Here is a 14,906-nt window from a genome sequence, read left to right on the forward strand (position 1 = left end):
CGATGAAGCAGCATCCATTTAAAATTGCATCGCTTGGTATGCAGCATATGCTTGCAATGTATGCTGGAGCAATTATCGTTCCGCTTATTGTGGGCGGTGGACTTGGTTTAAATCAAAAAGAGTTAACATATTTAGTCTCAATTGATTTATTAATGTGCGGCGTTGCGACAATTTTACAAGCATTATCAAATCGCTTTTTCGGTATAGGACTTCCCGTTGTACTTGGTTGTACATTTACAGCCGTTGGACCGATGATTGCGATTGGAAAACAATACGGTGTGTCTTCAATTTATGGAGCAATTATTGCTGCTGGGTTATTCGTTGTTATTTTTGCGAAATTATTTGGAAAACTTGTAAAACTGTTTCCACCTGTTGTAACAGGATCTGTTGTTACTGTAATTGGAGTTACACTTGTTCCAGCAGCAATTAATGATATGGCTGGAGGAGTAGGAAGTAAGGATTTCGGTAGTCTTGAAAATTTAGCATTAGCATTTGGTGTGTTATTATTTATCATCATTATGTATCGTTTCTTTGATGGATTTATTCGTTCAATCTCTATTTTACTAGGTCTATTGTTCGGTACTATCGTTGCAGCGTTTATGGGGAAAGTAAGTTTGCAAGCGGTTGGAGAGGCGGATTGGTTCCACGGTATTCAACCATTTTACTTTGGTACACCAACATTTGAATTAACACCAATTATTACGATGATTCTCGTTGCTTGTGTAGGGATTGTAGAAGCAACGGGTGTATACTTTGCATTATCTGATATTTGCAATAAAAAAATCGGTGAAAAAGAATTAACAAAAGGCTATCGCGCAGAAGGATTAGCGATGGTGTTAGGTGGCATTTTCAACGCGTTCCCATATACAACATACTCTCAAAACGTAGGACTTGTTCAATTAACTGGAGTAAGAAATCGCGTTATTATTTATACTTGCGGTGGTATGTTAATCGTACTTGGTTTCATTCCTAAAATCGCAGCTATTACAACAATTATTCCGAAATCAGTACTGGGCGGTGCGATGTTAGCGATGTTCGGTATGGTTATGGCATATGGTATTAAAATGTTAAGTAGCGTTGACTTCGGAAGACAGGAAAACTTATTAATCGTTGCATGTTCTGTCGGAATTGGGCTTGGCGTAACAGTCGTTCCTACATTATTTTCACAACTCCCAGAAAGCATTCGTATTTTAACAGATAACGGAATTGTACTTGGAAGTGCGTCAGCAGTACTTTTAAATATCGTATTTAATATGGTGCCGCAGCGCAAAGTGAAAGTAGAAGAAGAGCCAGTATCTATGCAAAGTGCAGTAAGAGAAGCGTAAAAAAGCAAGGTCTCGTTATGAGACCTTGCTTTTCTTTTTAAGTGGCATCATTTTCCCGTAAGTACCAAGACGCCAAATGTACTCAAGTGGCCCGTATTGGTAATGTGAAAGCCACCAGCGGCTAATAAAGATTTGTAACGTGTAGAAACTAATGCAGAATATTGGTCCAACCCATAATGGAGCAGGATAATAATTTTTAAGAAATAGACCAAATACAAGTAATGTAACAATTGTATGCGAGATGTAATTTGTTAATGCCATTCGTCCAACGTATTGGAATGGACGTAATAACGTTTGCCATTTTTCTTTTTGTAATAAACGCATTAGTGTGAAAATGTAGAATATGAATAACGTTTTTCCGCTAAACATTGTAAAGACCTGCATATAAATTGGTTCATAAAATGGTTTTGATAAGAAGTAACGAACCATGAAGAACCACATTGGTAATGTAAAAAGGAACATAATAATTTGCCATTTTTTAAGCTTTGGATCTAACTCTTTCGTGCGGCGGAAAATATCCTTTTTGCCGGCGTATAAACCAAGTAAAAACAGCCCAACTGTTTCTGGGAGCATAAGTAAATTTAATCCAATTCCATCAGCGTAAAATGCATGGAAACGATTTTGTATTTGTGACAGCCAGTCTTCTAATGGCATGATAGGTAAGGAAAAACCTAGCTCTTCCTTTGGTACCAATGCAACCGTAATACCAGCCATTAGCATAATGAATTGAAAAATACTCAATAAAACGATAGCCCATATTAAAATAGTACGAGGTTCTCTCTTATAAAATAAAAATAAGAAAAATCCAGCAATCGCATAAGTATGTAAAATGTCTCCGTCCCATAAAAGAACGTAATGTAAGAAACCGAATAATAATAAAATAAGTAAGCGGCGAACAAATAAAATTTTTGGATGATCTGTTTTCGCTTCAGCACGACTCATAAAAATATAAAAACCTAATCCGAATAAAAACGAAAAAATTGTATAAAATTTCGTTTGAATAAACATATCGTAAAATAGGCGAATGTAGCTGTCTATCCCTTCGTAAATTCCTGAAAGATCACGTGAGTCAACCCCGGCGATAACAGGCCAATTCACAAGAAAAATACCTAGTACAGCTATTCCTCTAATAATATCAATGGAGTGTATCCTCTCGCCTTGTGTGAGATTTTGTGTCATTTTTTTCCTCCTTGTTAAGTAATTCCCTTTTATTATACGAAATGTAAGGTGGAGGGGATAGGGGATATTTCCATTTTTTTAAACTGTTAAGTTATGTAGGATGAGATATAATAAGAGTGCACAACAAGTTTTAACCTTTTTCAAAACAGGCAGTAAAGCTCCTTCTTATAAGGAGCTTTCTTTATGAAAAGTGTTGATAATGATTCTCTTTAATGATAAACTGTATTCAAAAGTGATAATCATTATCAAAAAAAGGTTGGTGCGTAAGTATGGTATATGCATTAGTAGCAGGTACAGTCGCTGTATATGCAGTTATTGCGAAGTATGTTTTAAATGGAGTAGGAACAGCAAAATGAGTGATATGACATAAAATCCCTTTCATTTGTAAAAAGAATGAAAGGGATTTTTTATTTTTAATGAGAATATGCTGAAAATTTAGTATGATAGTAAAGTGAAACTGTAATCAATGGGTAGGTGTAACTCTCACTGGTTATGAGCTCGCAAATAGCGGGGAAAAGTATATACATCTTGGATAAAGGGGAACAAGGGGATGACAAACATAGTACAGACAAACGGTATGAAAAAACTTGTTTGTTTTTATGAAGAGTGGCAAAAACACGGCGATGCAGAGAATAGTTTAAAGTTGTTTGAGGTAATTCAAAAATATAAACAAGAACAGCTTATGATAGCGTTCTGCGGTCACTTCTCTGCAGGGAAATCAACGATGATGAATCATCTATATAAAGCGCAGTTGTTACCGACAAGTCCAATTCCGACAAGCGCTAACGTTGTCAAAATTGAAAAAGGAATGGATCGTGTTGTTGTAACGGTTAAATCTGGAGAGCAGTACGAATATGACGGTGCATATTCAGCAGAAGAATTAAAACAAATTTGTAAAGACGGCGATGAAGTAATTGGTGTTCATATTTATCGAAACGACGCGCCGATTCCTGAAGGGGTTATGTTAGTTGATACACCAGGGATTGATTCAACAGATGATGCCCATCAATTAGCGACAGAGTCGACACTTCATCTGGCAGATGTCATTTTTTATATGATGGATTATAATCACGTCCAATCGGAAGTGAATTTACAATTTGTTAAAGAATTGAAACAACGTAATAAAACGGTTTATCTCGTTGTAAATCAAATAGATAAACATAAAGAAAATGAATTATCGTTTGAGAATTATAAAGATAGTGTAAAACAATCATTCTCTAACTGGGATATTGAAGTAGATGGTGTTTATTATACGTCATTACGAATGATGAACCATCCACATAATGAAATTAGAAGCTTAGAAGCGTTAATTACTTCTATTATGAAAGAAAAAGAGCAGTATGTAAGGACTGGAATGGAGCGAGAAACAGAATATTTAATGGGGGAACATTTCTCGTTTATTGTTTCTGAAAATGAAAAAGCTCTCTTGAAATATGAGGAAGAGTTAGCATCACCACTTTCTATTTCAGAGGTAGTTGAAAAGAAGGAAGAGTTAACGGAAGCGAAAAATCGTGAGGCAAGTAAAGAATCTTATGTGAGAAATGAATTTATAAAAGGTTTACAAGCTATATTAGATAACGCATATTTAATGCCGTTTGAAATGAGAGAATTGGCAAATGCATATTTAGAAACGAAATTAACAAAATTTAAGGTCGGTTTGCTATTTGCGAAAGGAAAGACGGAGCAAGAAAAACAAAGACGTGTAGAGGCGTTTTATTCTGCCCTTCAAAAGACTGTTGAAACGCAGCTTGATTTTCATGTGAAGGAATTTATTGTAGCCTTCTTAAAAGAAGAAGGATTGTTCACGGAGGAAATTGGGAAAGACATATATGGGTTAGAAATTGCTTTCGGACCAGAAATGTTGGCTGAAGTAATTAAACAAGGCGCAGGTTTCACAGGTGATTACTTACTTCTTTATACAGCGGATGTAGCGAATGAACTGAAGAAACGTTATTTTATAAAAGCGCAGCAAATTTTTGATAAAAGTGCGGTCGTTTTAAAGCAAAAGGTGAGAGAAGCAGTTGCTCGTATTGAAGAAGAGATTGAAACATATACGATGCTGCAAACGGCGAAAGAAACACAATTACAATACAGTAACAATTTGGAGGCATATGAAGACTATTTACGAAATGTTTGGCACGATCATGTTGCTACGCCTGAAGGGCTGCAAATAGATGAGATATTGCAAAGGGAAAAGCAAATTGTTAGTGAGAAATTTACACTACAAGAGCAGGAAAGCGTAAGCGATAACGTAGCGGTTCATGAAGAAGAGCTGAAAGGAGCGGCGGCTTTAAATATTCAGCGGATATTAGAGAAAGTGAAAAAAGCTGAAACGATATTAGAGCCATTGCCAGCGCTGAAACATGTACAGCAAGAGGTAATAGAGAAAAGAAGACGTGTGGAAACAAAACAATTTACAGTAGCGTTATTCGGGGCATTTAGTGCTGGAAAATCATCATTTGCCAATGCCTTACTCGGTGAGAAAGTACTTCCTGTATCACCAAACCCGACGACGGCAACGATTAATCAAATTTTGCCGGTTACAGAGGAAAAACCACACGGAACAGTAATTGTTCAGTTTAAATCAAAGCAAGCGTTATTAGAAGATATGAAAGCTGTTTATAAGCTGTTTCATTATGAGATTGCTACGTTAGATGAAGCGTTAGCACAAATTGATAAAGTTATGAAATATCCTTCACCAACTGGGAAGCAAAAAACAACATTTAGCTTTTTACGAGCGGTACAAAAAGGATATGATGCAGTTTCTACTTATTTAGGAGAACAAGTACAAGTTACATTAGAAGAGTTCTCTGATTATGTAGCGAATGAAGAGAAATCATGCTTCGTTGAGTATATGGAACTTTATTATGATTGTGCTTTAACAAGGCAGGGAGTAGCGCTTGTAGACACACCTGGAGCGGATTCTATTAATGCTCGCCATACGGATGTTGCATTCCAGTATATTAAAAACGCAGATGCTATTTTATTTGTAACATATTATAATCATGTATTCTCTCGTGCTGACCGTGAATTTTTAATTCAGCTTGGTCGTGTAAAGGATACTTTTGCCCTTGATAAAATGTTCTTCTTAATTAATGCGGCGGATTTAGCAGAGTCTGAAGAAGAACTTGAAATGGTAAAAGGTTATATCGCAGATCAGCTGCTGCAATACGGTATTAGAAATCCGCGTTTATTTGCAATTTCAAGTTTATGTGCGCTTGAAGAGAAACAAGGAAAGAATGTTGAAAAAGAGAAGTATGGTATTTTACAAAACTCTGGGATTACGAAGTTTGAGGAATCATTTACGTCCTTTATGATGAGAGATTTAATGCTTGTTTCTGTGCATGCTCTATATGGTGCTTTGCAAGGGGCAGATCAGCTTTTAGTAAACATGATAAAGGGTGCAAAACAGGGGAATGAAGAGAAAGAGAAGCAAACGAAAAAATATGAAGCAGAGCGTGATCAACTACTTCATATCATTTCATCATATAGTGTACTTGCTGAAGAACAGGCGATGCAAAATGAAGTGAAAGAGTTGCTTTATTACGTGCAACAGCGTCTATTCCTACGCTATAACGATGTGTTTACTGAATTTATTAATCCGGCGTCACTTCGAACGGATGGAAATGTGAAAACACAATTGCAACAGTGTGTTATGGAATTAGTAGCATTTATTCAGCATGATTTATTGCAAGAAATGCGTGCGACATCATTACGCCTTGAAAAATGGATAGACGAAGCGATGAAGCGTGCAAAGGACGAAATTGTAGTGAACTGTAAAGTAGAAAATGAATCAATTTCTATGAATGGAACAGTGGAGTATGAATATAAAGATATTACACATAAAGAACCGTTCCCTTCAGTTGAAATAAAAGATTTCAAAAAAGCACTGGCACATTTTAAAAATGAGAAAAGCTTTTTTGAAAAGAATGACAAAGCTTTTATGCAAGAAGACGCTAAATCTGTATTAGAACCGTTCGTATCAAACTATGTAGCTGATGAAAAAGATTTATTTGTTCATCATTATAAGCAAGAGTGGGATATGAAGTGGAACTTATTCCAAAAAGTGATGCAGCAAGATGTGATGAACTATTATGAAAGTATATTGTTTGCATTGGCTGAAACGATCGATGTATCTCTATATGAACAAAGTAAAGAACAATTGCAAAAGCAGTTAGTAGAGATTGAAAAAGAAATTTATGTTATATAGTTGTTATGAGAAAAAGATTCGTTCAATTTTCTTTTGCAGTACAGTATCTAAAGATTTTACAAATCCAGCAAATTCATCGGTAGAAATCATATGAGTAAGAACGAGTCGTCTGCCATCTGGTGTTTCACCGCATAAGACGAATGAAGAAAATTCATATGTTTTGTTTTCAACTACTAATTTTGGATAGGAATACGTGTCGCTTTTCTTCTTCTTTCCATCAATAGAGATGACGTTGCATTTTTTCTCATTGTTGTCCATGGTGAATCCCTCCTTTCTATTACTTATGGTAGACAAGGAGGGTTTAGAACAATAGAGAAGGGGGAATTTTTTATGTCTGTTGTAATAGAACGTATTCCAAAAGAGGCTATACCGAAGTCTTTATTGCTACTTGCTGATCCAAGTGAACGGCAAATAGCTACATATGTACAAAGAGGATTAACATACGTAGCTAAGCAGGGGGGGAGCGTTATCGGTGTATATGTTCTTTTGGAAACAAGGCCAAAGACGATGGAAATCATGAATATTGCGGTTGCAGAGCATTTACAAGGAAAAGGGATTGGGAAGAAGCTATTAAGGCATGCTGTAGAAACTGCTAAAGGATATGGTATGTCAAAACTTGAAGTTGGTACAGGCAATTCTAGTGTTTCACAACTTGCTTTATATCAAAAATGTGGATTTCGTATTTTTTCTATTGATTTTGATTACTTTTCGAAGCATTATGAAGAAGAGATTATTGAAAATGGGATTGTATGTCGTGATATGATCCGGCTTGCAATGGAATTGAATAAAAACGTATAACTATTTAGGGGGAAGAGAAGATGGAAGTACATAAAGCAATTACAGCACATTCTCGTAAACAAAATGAAAGTGTAAAAGCATGTTTACAATTAGATGCACAGCGTGAAGCAGCTATTGAAGCTGCCGTATCTCTTGCGTCAAATGGGAAAGAATTTTCGGTTGATGTCATTAATGTTGTAACGAAGCAAATTAATGATCTTGCAAAAAATGGTGTTACCTTGCAGCGTAAATATGTTACAGAAGAAATGGTTATGGAGTATGTAAGTCGTTTGAAAGAGAAAGAAGGTCGTTAAAGATGATAGTTACAGTCGAATGGTTACGTGAGCATATAGAAGATGAGAATGTCCGTATAATCGATTGTCGTTTTGATTTAGCGAATCCTAATTGGGGTAGAGAAAAGTATGAAGAAGGACATATTCCTCATGCGTTATATTTTGATTTGAATTTAGATTTATCAAGTCCTATAGCAGAACATGGTGGCCGCCATCCTTTACCAAATATTGAGGAGTTTGCAGACAAGCTTTCGGAGGCTGGTATTGATGAACATACGAAAGTAATTGCGTATGACAGTCAAGCCGGTGCAAATGCTGCTCGTTTATGGTGGTTATGTAACTATGTAGGACATGAGAAAGTATATATATTAGATGGTGGTTTCCCGGCTTGGAAAGAGAATGGACTACCGACAACAACGGAAATTCCTGTTGTTATACGAAAAACATTCAAAACAAACATACAAGATCATATGCTTGTAACGATGGAAACGGTCAGAGAGAATATCCGTGCAGGTGCGGATGTTACATTAATTGATTCAAGAGAGCCGAAACGTTATGCTGGTGTAGAGGAACTTGTCGATCATAAAGCAGGTCATATTCCGACAGCGGTAAACCATTTTTGGAAGGATGGAATGTTGCAATCAGGACAATTTAAGAATGGAGCTGGGCAACAAGAACGCTTCCAAAATCTTTCGAAAGATAAGGAAACCATTGTATATTGTGGTTCTGGTGTTACAGCGTGCCCAAATATCGTTGCATTAAAATTAGCTGGATTCCAAAATGTTAAATTGTATGCAGGTAGCTGGAGTGATTGGATTTCTTATCCAGAAAATCAAATTGCAAAAGAAGAAGATTAATCACTTGCATGCAAAAATAATTTGTATTAAAATAAGGTCACAAGCAAGAGATTGCTCGAAAAACTTTGTATTTTACACATTGGAAACAATGTGATAATATAACGACAAGTAAATAATACATCCTGCGGTGTACGTAACTTATTTATGTCTAAAACCGATGTTAGTTATACGGAAGCTCAATATTTAGCGACCATCATCAAGCCTTCCTTGTGGAGGAAGATGTACGGTAACTGTGAGGGCATCCACCTGCGAGTAGCGGGTTTTTGGACATTTACGAGGAGCGGCACGTGCGGGGGTCTTATTTCAACTAACCTTATATAAAATTCCTACGGTGTACGTAGCTTATGCATGTCTTAAACCAATAAGTTTAATATGGAAGTTCAATATTTAAATGTAGCTAACATGCCATCTTTTTAAGAAGGAAGTTACAAACATTTGTGAGAGCATCCACCTGTGAGAGCAGGTTTATGGACATCTAGAGAGAACGGCATATGTGGGGCTATATAAAAACCTTACGTTTTATACGTAAGGTTTTTTTGTTGCATAGATATATCAATATTATCTTGATTCACCTGTGAAGTTTCCGTAATAAATGTAGCACTTTCTGTCTTCATCAATCTCTCTTGAATCTAAGGAGAACTCCATAGACATGCCGTCTCGCTGAATATATATAATATCTGAATGAAGAGATGGTAAAATTTCTTCATAGTTCCATACATCTTGACTATCTACTATGTTTGAACTCGTTTCACTTAGTTCTCTAATTTCAAAACCGATGTAGGAGTATGTAGGGTCTGAAGGGTCATTTGCGAAAACTTCTTTTTGAATATAAATAACTGCTGTTCCGTCTGGATCAACCGAAGTTGCAGTAACAACATAAGTATTTTTCTCTTTAATAAAATATTCACAAGTCATGCGTGCGATAATTTCAGAATTAGAAATATTGGCGTAGTTCCATAAAGCAGGATACCCTTTCGTTTCATCATTAAGTCGATATTCTAAGCGCATTTAATCCCTCTTCTTCCTTTTTCTTCTACTTTATCATGCCATCCTATATAATAGGAATAGAATTTAAAAAGGGGAGTGCGAAGGTGACAAAAACGAAATGGCTAGTAGGTGGTATCGTAACGTCTTTAATGACTGGCACTTTATTTGGTTGCGCACAAGATCTTCCCCCAAAACCAAATGATAATAGTTGTTCTGATTGGGATTGGGATGATGAACTTGGGGTATGGCAGTGTGATGATAGTAGTTCAGGTTATCGTGGGCATTATTTCTATGGTGGGCGATACTATCAAAATAAATCCACTTTTAAAAATTCATCGGCGTTTAAATCGTATCAATCGTCTGCTGAATTTAAAGGTGGAATTGGAAGCGGTTCAAAGGGAGGATTTGGGGGCTAAAATATGTCGCAATACATAAGGGATCGAAAAGAATTTTATTTAAAATATCCGGATTTTTGGTCGGATTTATATGAATGTGAGTATAGTTTGTTTCATGTTTTTTCTATAACAAATCAGACTTTGGACCAATTACACTTAGCGACTGAACGAATGGGGAAAATATTTTTTAAGACTGCTAGACTGCTGCGTAATTTAAGTGACGAACAGCTTCTAGATCTTGGCTTTCCATCCGCGAGTTTATCTTTCATTAGAATGAAAGGGCTCTATCCTGAATCTGTAATTTCGCGATTTGATTTTGCTGTAACAGAGGATAACAAAATCAAAATGCTTGAGTTTAATAGTGATACACCAACTTTTATTGTGGAATGTTTTCAAATGAATGGGAAAGTATGTGGAAATCTAGGCTATGATGATCCAAACTCGGATCAAGAACGATTGCTATCTTCTGGTGTAACGAAAGCAGTAATGGAAGCGACAAAGGGATTAGATAATCCAAATGTTGTTTTTACAGCACATCATGAACATATCGAGGATTGGAATACCACTATGTATTTAAGTCAGCTATGCCATGTTGAAAATAAAGTAGTGCCAATGTCAGAACTTAGAATTACAAAGGATGCTCTAGTCGATAAAGATGGGGCGAAGATTGATGTTTTATATCGCCAAACATATCCGATAGAAGATTTAATTGAGGATCAAGATCCTGAAACAGGAGATTTGGTAGGTGTGGAATTGTTACAACTTGTAAAAGCCGGAAAGCTTTTTATAATAAATCCTTTGTCAGCATTTTTACTTCAGCCAAAATCAATTCAGTGTCTTATTTGGGGGTTAGCAGAAGAAGAGGCCTTTTATACAAATGAGGAACAACAGTGGATTAAAGAATATATGTTACCTACATATTTAGAACCAGATTTATTTTTAGGAAAAGGTTCTTTCGTTCAAAAACCTTCATTTGGGAGAGAAGGAGATACAATTACGATTCGCGATAAAGACGAAAATATTATGCTTCAAAATGCACACCAAACATATAAAGCGTCACTGCCGATATTTCAAAAGTATATCGAACTGCCAGTCGTATCCTTGGAAACAGAAAAAGGGATCGAGAAACTGTCATATGTGTTTGGTTCGTTTTTAATTGCTGGAAAAGCGAGTAGTATCGGTATTCGTGCGGGAGAAAAGATTACAGGAAATGAATCGTACTATTTACCGGTAGGTATAAAAAGGAGGGGGAAAAATGATTAATTTTTTATTATATTTAGTAGTAACACTCGGCCTTTTATGTATAGGTCTGTTCTTGATGGAAGTGACAACGAAAGTAAAGGAATTTAAGTTAATGGCTCAAGGAAATAAGGCGGTAAGCTATGTGCTTGGAGGACGATTACTTGGGTTAGCTGTTGTTTTATATTCGACAGCAGCTAATTCAATTTCACTTCTTGATATGATTTCGTGGGGAGCAGTTGGGATTTTGGCTCAAATTATCGTCTTTTATTTAGCTGAGTGGCTTACACCACGCTTTAATATAAACAAAAGTCTCGAAGAAGATAATCAAGCAGTCGGTCTTTTTCTTATGTTTTTATCAATTTCAATTGGGATTGTAATTGCTGGTTGTATAACTTATTAAAAACTTTACGTTTAAACGTAAAGTTTTTTATTTTATCCCGTAAAAGCCCGATTGGTGAGGGCTAATAATCAGTGGGGGATGAACAAAACCTCCACTGATTAAAGTTACACTTTATATATGTTAGTTTGCCATACCTTTTGAAAAAATTGTAGGCTACGGTTGACATCTATTTTAAATAAGAGTAACATTTTCAATGTAATGAAAATAAGTCTCTGTTAGGTGAGGCTCCTGTATAGAGAAATGCTACTGCCCAAAAATGTCGAGAGACGCCAATGGGTCAACAGGAATGATCGAATTAAGGTTTTTCTTAACGTAGCTGGTAATGTACCTATGCTATACAGTGCTAAAACTCGGTGAGGGAGAGGTCCGTAGATTTCTAATTATATTAGAAATCGTTTATTTGTGTATGTAATGGCCGCTACTCTCTTAAGGGTAGGGGCCTTTTTTGTTACCAAGCTATGAGTAATTTCATAGTATAAACTATAAAATTAAACGAGGAGGTGAGGAGCATGTCAAATTCTGACTCGGTTCCGTTACCCATATACTTCAAATCAAAAATATATGATGTAGGCAGGAAACGATTTGTTCCTCCCTCTATATTTATCATAATGTAGCGTTTATAAAACGCGAGACACTTTCACAGTAAAGTGGATAAATTGAGAAACAAAGCGTTTCTTCCTATGTTGTAAAGGAGGAGACGATAATATGTTGTATGCAAACAAAACTGTGGGTAACACGTCATATAAACTAAGTAAAAAATCAATAAAAGAACAAACAATGCTCCAAAAAAATAAAGATTTATTAATTGAAATTGCAACAAGAGATGTAAAATCTGTATTTGCATATTTTAAAACAACAAGAGACGGACTATCAATGAAAGAGGCGCAAAAACGTATTCAAGTATATGGCCGAAATGAACTAACTTCAAAAAGAGCACTTCTCGCAGAAGTAATGATGAAGCTTGGTGGCATGATTCCAGGTTTTTCAAAACAACGTGTGTGTGATGAATTACAACGTGAAACGATTACTGTATCTAGAGTAGAATGTTCTAGTAGTACAGGGTTAAATAGTGAACTGAAAATGATGGAGATACCAGTGCAAGAACTTGTACCTGGAGATATGATTTTTCTTTCGGCTGGAGATGCTGTGCCAGCTGATGTACGTATTATTTATGCAGATGATTTATTAGTGAATGAGTCTGTGTTAACGGGAAACGAAGCGAATATAGAGAAGTTTGAGAGCTGCTATCACCTTGAACGTAAACGATTTATTCCATTAAAACGGATGAAAGATTATAATCCACTTGAGCTTGAAAATGTATGTTTTAAAGGTTCGCATATCGTTAGTGGAAATGCAAAAGCTATCGTTGTTTCTACTGGAAAAAATACGTATTCAGGCATATTGCATACTTGTTGTAGTAGAACGTCTTAATGTGTTAATGGTGCTAAATATACAAAAACAATGTATAATAGACAAAGTTGAGCAAAAACGTAGAATGGTAATCTATTTATATAACCTTACGTGATAACGTGAGGTTATTATTTTTTTAATAGGAGAGGAATTATGAAAAAAGTACTATTAGTTGATGGTATGGCACTATTATTTCGTGCTTTTTACGCAACAAGTGTCTACGGACAATTTATGAAACGACAAGATGGAACCCCTACGAACGGGATTCATGGTTATATGAAACACTTGTTAACAGCTACGCAAGCGATCGAACCAACACATATCGTTACATGCTGGGATATGGGAAGTACGACATTTAGAACAGAATCGTTCTCGAATTATAAAGCAAATCGTGCAGCGCCACCAGAAGAATTAATTCCTCAATTTGATTTAGTGCAAGAAATGACTGCGAAATTATCCATTCCAGTTATCGGTATGAAAGGCTACGAAGCGGACGATTGTATCGGTACGCTTGCAAAACAATACTGCAATGAAGCTGAAGTTTATATTTTAACTGGTGATACAGATTTACTTCAACTTGTTGATAAGAACGTTACAGTTATGCTTCTGCGTAAAGGAATTGGAAATTACGAATATTACACACCGGAGAGAATCATGGAAGAAAAAGGTGTAGAGCCGTGGCAAATCGTCCATGCAAAAGCTTTCATGGGAGATACAAGTGATAATTATCCAGGTGTAAAAGGTATCGGTGAAAAAACAGCGTATAAGCTTATTCAAGAGCACGGAACAGTATCCGCTGTACTAGAAAATGTAGAATCATTAACAAAAGCGCAGCGTACGAAGATTGAAAGTGATTTAGAGAACTTAAATATTTCGTTGCAATTAGCACAAATTCACTGTGAAGTTCCAATTTCATGTTTACTAGAAGAGGGATTACACACAATGGATGAAGAAAAACTTAGATTTGTTTGTGAAGAAATGAATTGGGGAAGACCTGAAATATTAATAAATATGCTATAAATAGTTTGGAAAGAGGGATGTTGCATAAGTCGAACTTTGACTTGGTGACACCTTCTTTTTGTTTTTGTAAACAGTATGATAGTAAATAAAATTATGTCGAACTCAATTTTAAATATATAAATGTTTCGACAAGATATAATGATAAAAGTTGATGAAAATAGTAATTTTTATAATGAAGTGAATTAATTTCAACATAGTTTTAGAGAGTCTTTTTTTTCGTGTTCACAAAGTTGTCAGAAAATAAACGGAATTTTCATATGAAGTTCAAATAGAATTCACAACAATCAATTATTATAAGGACACACAGATAATTCTTTATCTTTTATATAAACCATCCCCCAAGGAGGACAATGAAAATGAGAAAAAAAGTGAGAAAATCTTTTAAACAATTATTAATTGAAAATAAACAATCACTATTAAATAATAAAGAAAATATGAAGGAAATTGAAGAGAGAATTGAGAAACGACATGTAGCATATAGTGGTGCTAGTAATTAAATAAAATAAAAAAGATAGCCTATGCAGGCTATCTTTTTTATTTTATATTGAAAAAACGCTATTCATCTCTTTAATTTATGTAAATTTGCAAGATATTTTTATAGCGTTTTTCTATCAATATTACTCATTTTTCGAGGTTGAAATTGGTATATACCAATTTTTGAGATTCACTATTCATAATATTACAAAAAATGTTACAATACACTCAAATTTATACTATAAAATCATTTTAATATGAAAAATTGGAATGAAAAGAAAGGAGAGGAATATGAATAAAGATGTTGCTTTGAAATGATTATTATCATTTCATTAGG

14 protein-coding genes, 2 other RNA genes and 1 riboswitch are annotated in these 14,906 nt (G+C 35.3%); of the genes, 13 read left to right on the forward strand and 3 right to left on the reverse strand.

The genetic code is table 11. From position 1 onward, the window contains the following. The first annotated feature begins 2 nt into the window (after positions 1-2). Positions 3-1,325 (forward strand): xanthine permease PbuX, encoded by a 1,323-nt coding sequence (gene pbuX, locus ACTL4X_RS07990; protein ID WP_000809225.1) that lies wholly within the window; start codon positions 3-5, stop codon positions 1,323-1,325. 15 nt (positions 1,326-1,340) lie between these two features. Here pbuX and ACTL4X_RS07995 read toward each other — a convergent pair whose 3' ends face one another. Further along, a complete protein-coding gene (locus ACTL4X_RS07995; protein WP_000193192.1) occupies positions 1,341-2,504 on the reverse strand; it encodes a DUF418 domain-containing protein in 1,164 nt (387 codons plus the stop codon). 550 nt (positions 2,505-3,054) lie between these two features. On the opposite strand from ACTL4X_RS07995, the gene ACTL4X_RS08000 reads away from it, so the two are divergent. Beyond that, a complete protein-coding gene (locus ACTL4X_RS08000; RefSeq protein WP_071740360.1) occupies positions 3,055-6,714 on the forward strand; it encodes a dynamin family protein in 3,660 nt (1,219 codons plus the stop codon). Between the two features lie 3 nt (positions 6,715-6,717). On the opposite strand, the gene ACTL4X_RS08005 is transcribed toward ACTL4X_RS08000, so the two are convergent. Continuing rightward, the gene (locus ACTL4X_RS08005; protein WP_000369740.1) at positions 6,718-6,972 is read right to left on the reverse strand and encodes a DUF3931 domain-containing protein; all 255 of its coding nucleotides are present in this window, start codon (positions 6,970-6,972) and stop codon (positions 6,718-6,720) included. A gap of 72 nt (positions 6,973-7,044) precedes the next feature. On the opposite strand from ACTL4X_RS08005, the gene ACTL4X_RS08010 reads away from it, so the two are divergent. The 5 genes from ACTL4X_RS08010 (at position 7,045) to ssrS (ACTL4X_RS08030) (ending at position 9,145) form a co-directional block, all read left to right on the forward strand. Then, on the forward strand, positions 7,045-7,512 hold the full coding sequence (locus ACTL4X_RS08010; protein WP_000117689.1) for a GNAT family N-acetyltransferase: 468 nt from the start codon (positions 7,045-7,047) through the stop codon (positions 7,510-7,512). Between the two features lie 20 nt (positions 7,513-7,532). After that, positions 7,533-7,805, forward strand: a complete 273-nt coding sequence (locus ACTL4X_RS08015) for a YpbS family protein (protein WP_000451818.1) — start codon at positions 7,533-7,535, stop codon at positions 7,803-7,805. 2 nt (positions 7,806-7,807) lie between these two features. After that, a complete protein-coding gene (locus tag ACTL4X_RS08020; protein ID WP_071740361.1) occupies positions 7,808-8,641 on the forward strand; it encodes a sulfurtransferase in 834 nt (277 codons plus the stop codon). A gap of 116 nt (positions 8,642-8,757) precedes the next feature. Next, positions 8,758-8,940: non-coding RNA, 6S RNA (gene ssrS / locus ACTL4X_RS08025), on the forward strand. Positions 8,941-8,961: 21 nt separating this feature from the next. Beyond that, positions 8,962-9,145: non-coding RNA, 6S RNA (ssrS, locus tag ACTL4X_RS08030), on the forward strand. A gap of 54 nt (positions 9,146-9,199) precedes the next feature. On the opposite strand, the gene ACTL4X_RS08035 is transcribed toward ssrS (ACTL4X_RS08030), so the two are convergent. Beyond that, a complete protein-coding gene (locus ACTL4X_RS08035) occupies positions 9,200-9,649 on the reverse strand; it encodes a hypothetical protein (RefSeq protein WP_001235523.1) in 450 nt (149 codons plus the stop codon). Between the two features lie 83 nt (positions 9,650-9,732). Between ACTL4X_RS08035 and ACTL4X_RS08040 the strand changes: the two genes are divergently transcribed. The 6 genes from ACTL4X_RS08040 to ACTL4X_RS08065 all read left to right on the forward strand — a co-directional run bounded on the left by ACTL4X_RS08040 (position 9,733) and on the right by ACTL4X_RS08065 (position 14,592). Then, complete coding sequence (locus tag ACTL4X_RS08040; RefSeq protein WP_071740362.1) at positions 9,733-10,044, forward strand: hypothetical protein; 312 nt, start codon at positions 9,733-9,735, stop codon at positions 10,042-10,044. Positions 10,045-10,047: 3 nt separating this feature from the next. Further along, positions 10,048-11,286, forward strand: coding sequence for a glutathionylspermidine synthase family protein (locus tag ACTL4X_RS08045; RefSeq protein ID WP_000084933.1), 1,239 nt, complete (start codon positions 10,048-10,050; stop codon positions 11,284-11,286). Further along, on the forward strand, positions 11,279-11,665 hold the full coding sequence (locus ACTL4X_RS08050) for a DUF350 domain-containing protein (RefSeq protein WP_000606868.1): 387 nt from the start codon (positions 11,279-11,281) through the stop codon (positions 11,663-11,665). The genes ACTL4X_RS08045 and ACTL4X_RS08050 overlap by 8 nt, the downstream gene beginning before the upstream one ends. 204 nt (positions 11,666-11,869) lie before the next feature. Continuing rightward, a riboswitch (M-box (ykoK) riboswitch) is annotated at positions 11,870-12,035 on the forward strand. A 335-nt stretch (positions 12,036-12,370) separates the two neighbouring features. Then, positions 12,371-13,096: a P-type ATPase gene (locus ACTL4X_RS08055; RefSeq protein ID WP_000964949.1), complete on the forward strand. Its 726-nt coding sequence runs from the start codon at positions 12,371-12,373 to the stop codon at positions 13,094-13,096. 132 nt (positions 13,097-13,228) lie between these two features. Continuing rightward, the gene (locus ACTL4X_RS08060) at positions 13,229-14,095 is read left to right on the forward strand and encodes a 5'-3' exonuclease (RefSeq protein WP_000757073.1); all 867 of its coding nucleotides are present in this window, start codon (positions 13,229-13,231) and stop codon (positions 14,093-14,095) included. A gap of 356 nt (positions 14,096-14,451) precedes the next feature. Next, on the forward strand, positions 14,452-14,592 hold the full coding sequence (locus tag ACTL4X_RS08065; RefSeq protein ID WP_001228048.1) for an FbpB family small basic protein: 141 nt from the start codon (positions 14,452-14,454) through the stop codon (positions 14,590-14,592). The last annotated feature ends 314 nt before the right edge of the window (positions 14,593-14,906 follow it).

The sequence above is a fragment of the Bacillus sp. RE35 genome, from assembly GCF_052146655.1.
Lineage (GTDB): Bacteria > Bacillota > Bacilli > Bacillales > Bacillaceae_G > Bacillus_A > Bacillus_A cereus.

Bases quoted from the DNA above. Each gene is read 5' to 3' on its own strand.
- ACTL4X_RS08000 (WP_071740360.1), top strand. From the start codon at position 3,055: ATGACAAACATAGTACAGACAAACGGTATGAAAAAACTTGTTTGTTTT.
- ACTL4X_RS08005 (WP_000369740.1), bottom strand. From the start codon at position 6,972: ATGGACAACAATGAGAAAAAATGCAACGTCATCTCTATTGATGGAAAG.
- ACTL4X_RS07995 (WP_000193192.1), bottom strand. From the start codon at position 2,504: ATGACACAAAATCTCACACAAGGCGAGAGGATACACTCCATTGATATT.
- ACTL4X_RS08015 (WP_000451818.1), top strand. From the start codon at position 7,533: ATGGAAGTACATAAAGCAATTACAGCACATTCTCGTAAACAAAATGAA.
- ACTL4X_RS08035 (WP_001235523.1), bottom strand. From the start codon at position 9,649: ATGCGCTTAGAATATCGACTTAATGATGAAACGAAAGGGTATCCTGCT.
- ACTL4X_RS08045 (WP_000084933.1), top strand. From the start codon at position 10,048: ATGTCGCAATACATAAGGGATCGAAAAGAATTTTATTTAAAATATCCG.
- ACTL4X_RS08065 (WP_001228048.1), top strand. From the start codon at position 14,452: ATGAGAAAAAAAGTGAGAAAATCTTTTAAACAATTATTAATTGAAAAT.
- ACTL4X_RS08050 (WP_000606868.1), top strand. From the start codon at position 11,279: ATGATTAATTTTTTATTATATTTAGTAGTAACACTCGGCCTTTTATGT.
- pbuX (WP_000809225.1), top strand. From the start codon at position 3: ATGAAGCAGCATCCATTTAAAATTGCATCGCTTGGTATGCAGCATATG.
- ACTL4X_RS08020 (WP_071740361.1), top strand. From the start codon at position 7,808: ATGATAGTTACAGTCGAATGGTTACGTGAGCATATAGAAGATGAGAAT.
- ACTL4X_RS08010 (WP_000117689.1), top strand. From the start codon at position 7,045: ATGTCTGTTGTAATAGAACGTATTCCAAAAGAGGCTATACCGAAGTCT.
- ACTL4X_RS08055 (WP_000964949.1), top strand. From the start codon at position 12,371: ATGTTGTATGCAAACAAAACTGTGGGTAACACGTCATATAAACTAAGT.
- ACTL4X_RS08060 (WP_000757073.1), top strand. From the start codon at position 13,229: ATGAAAAAAGTACTATTAGTTGATGGTATGGCACTATTATTTCGTGCT.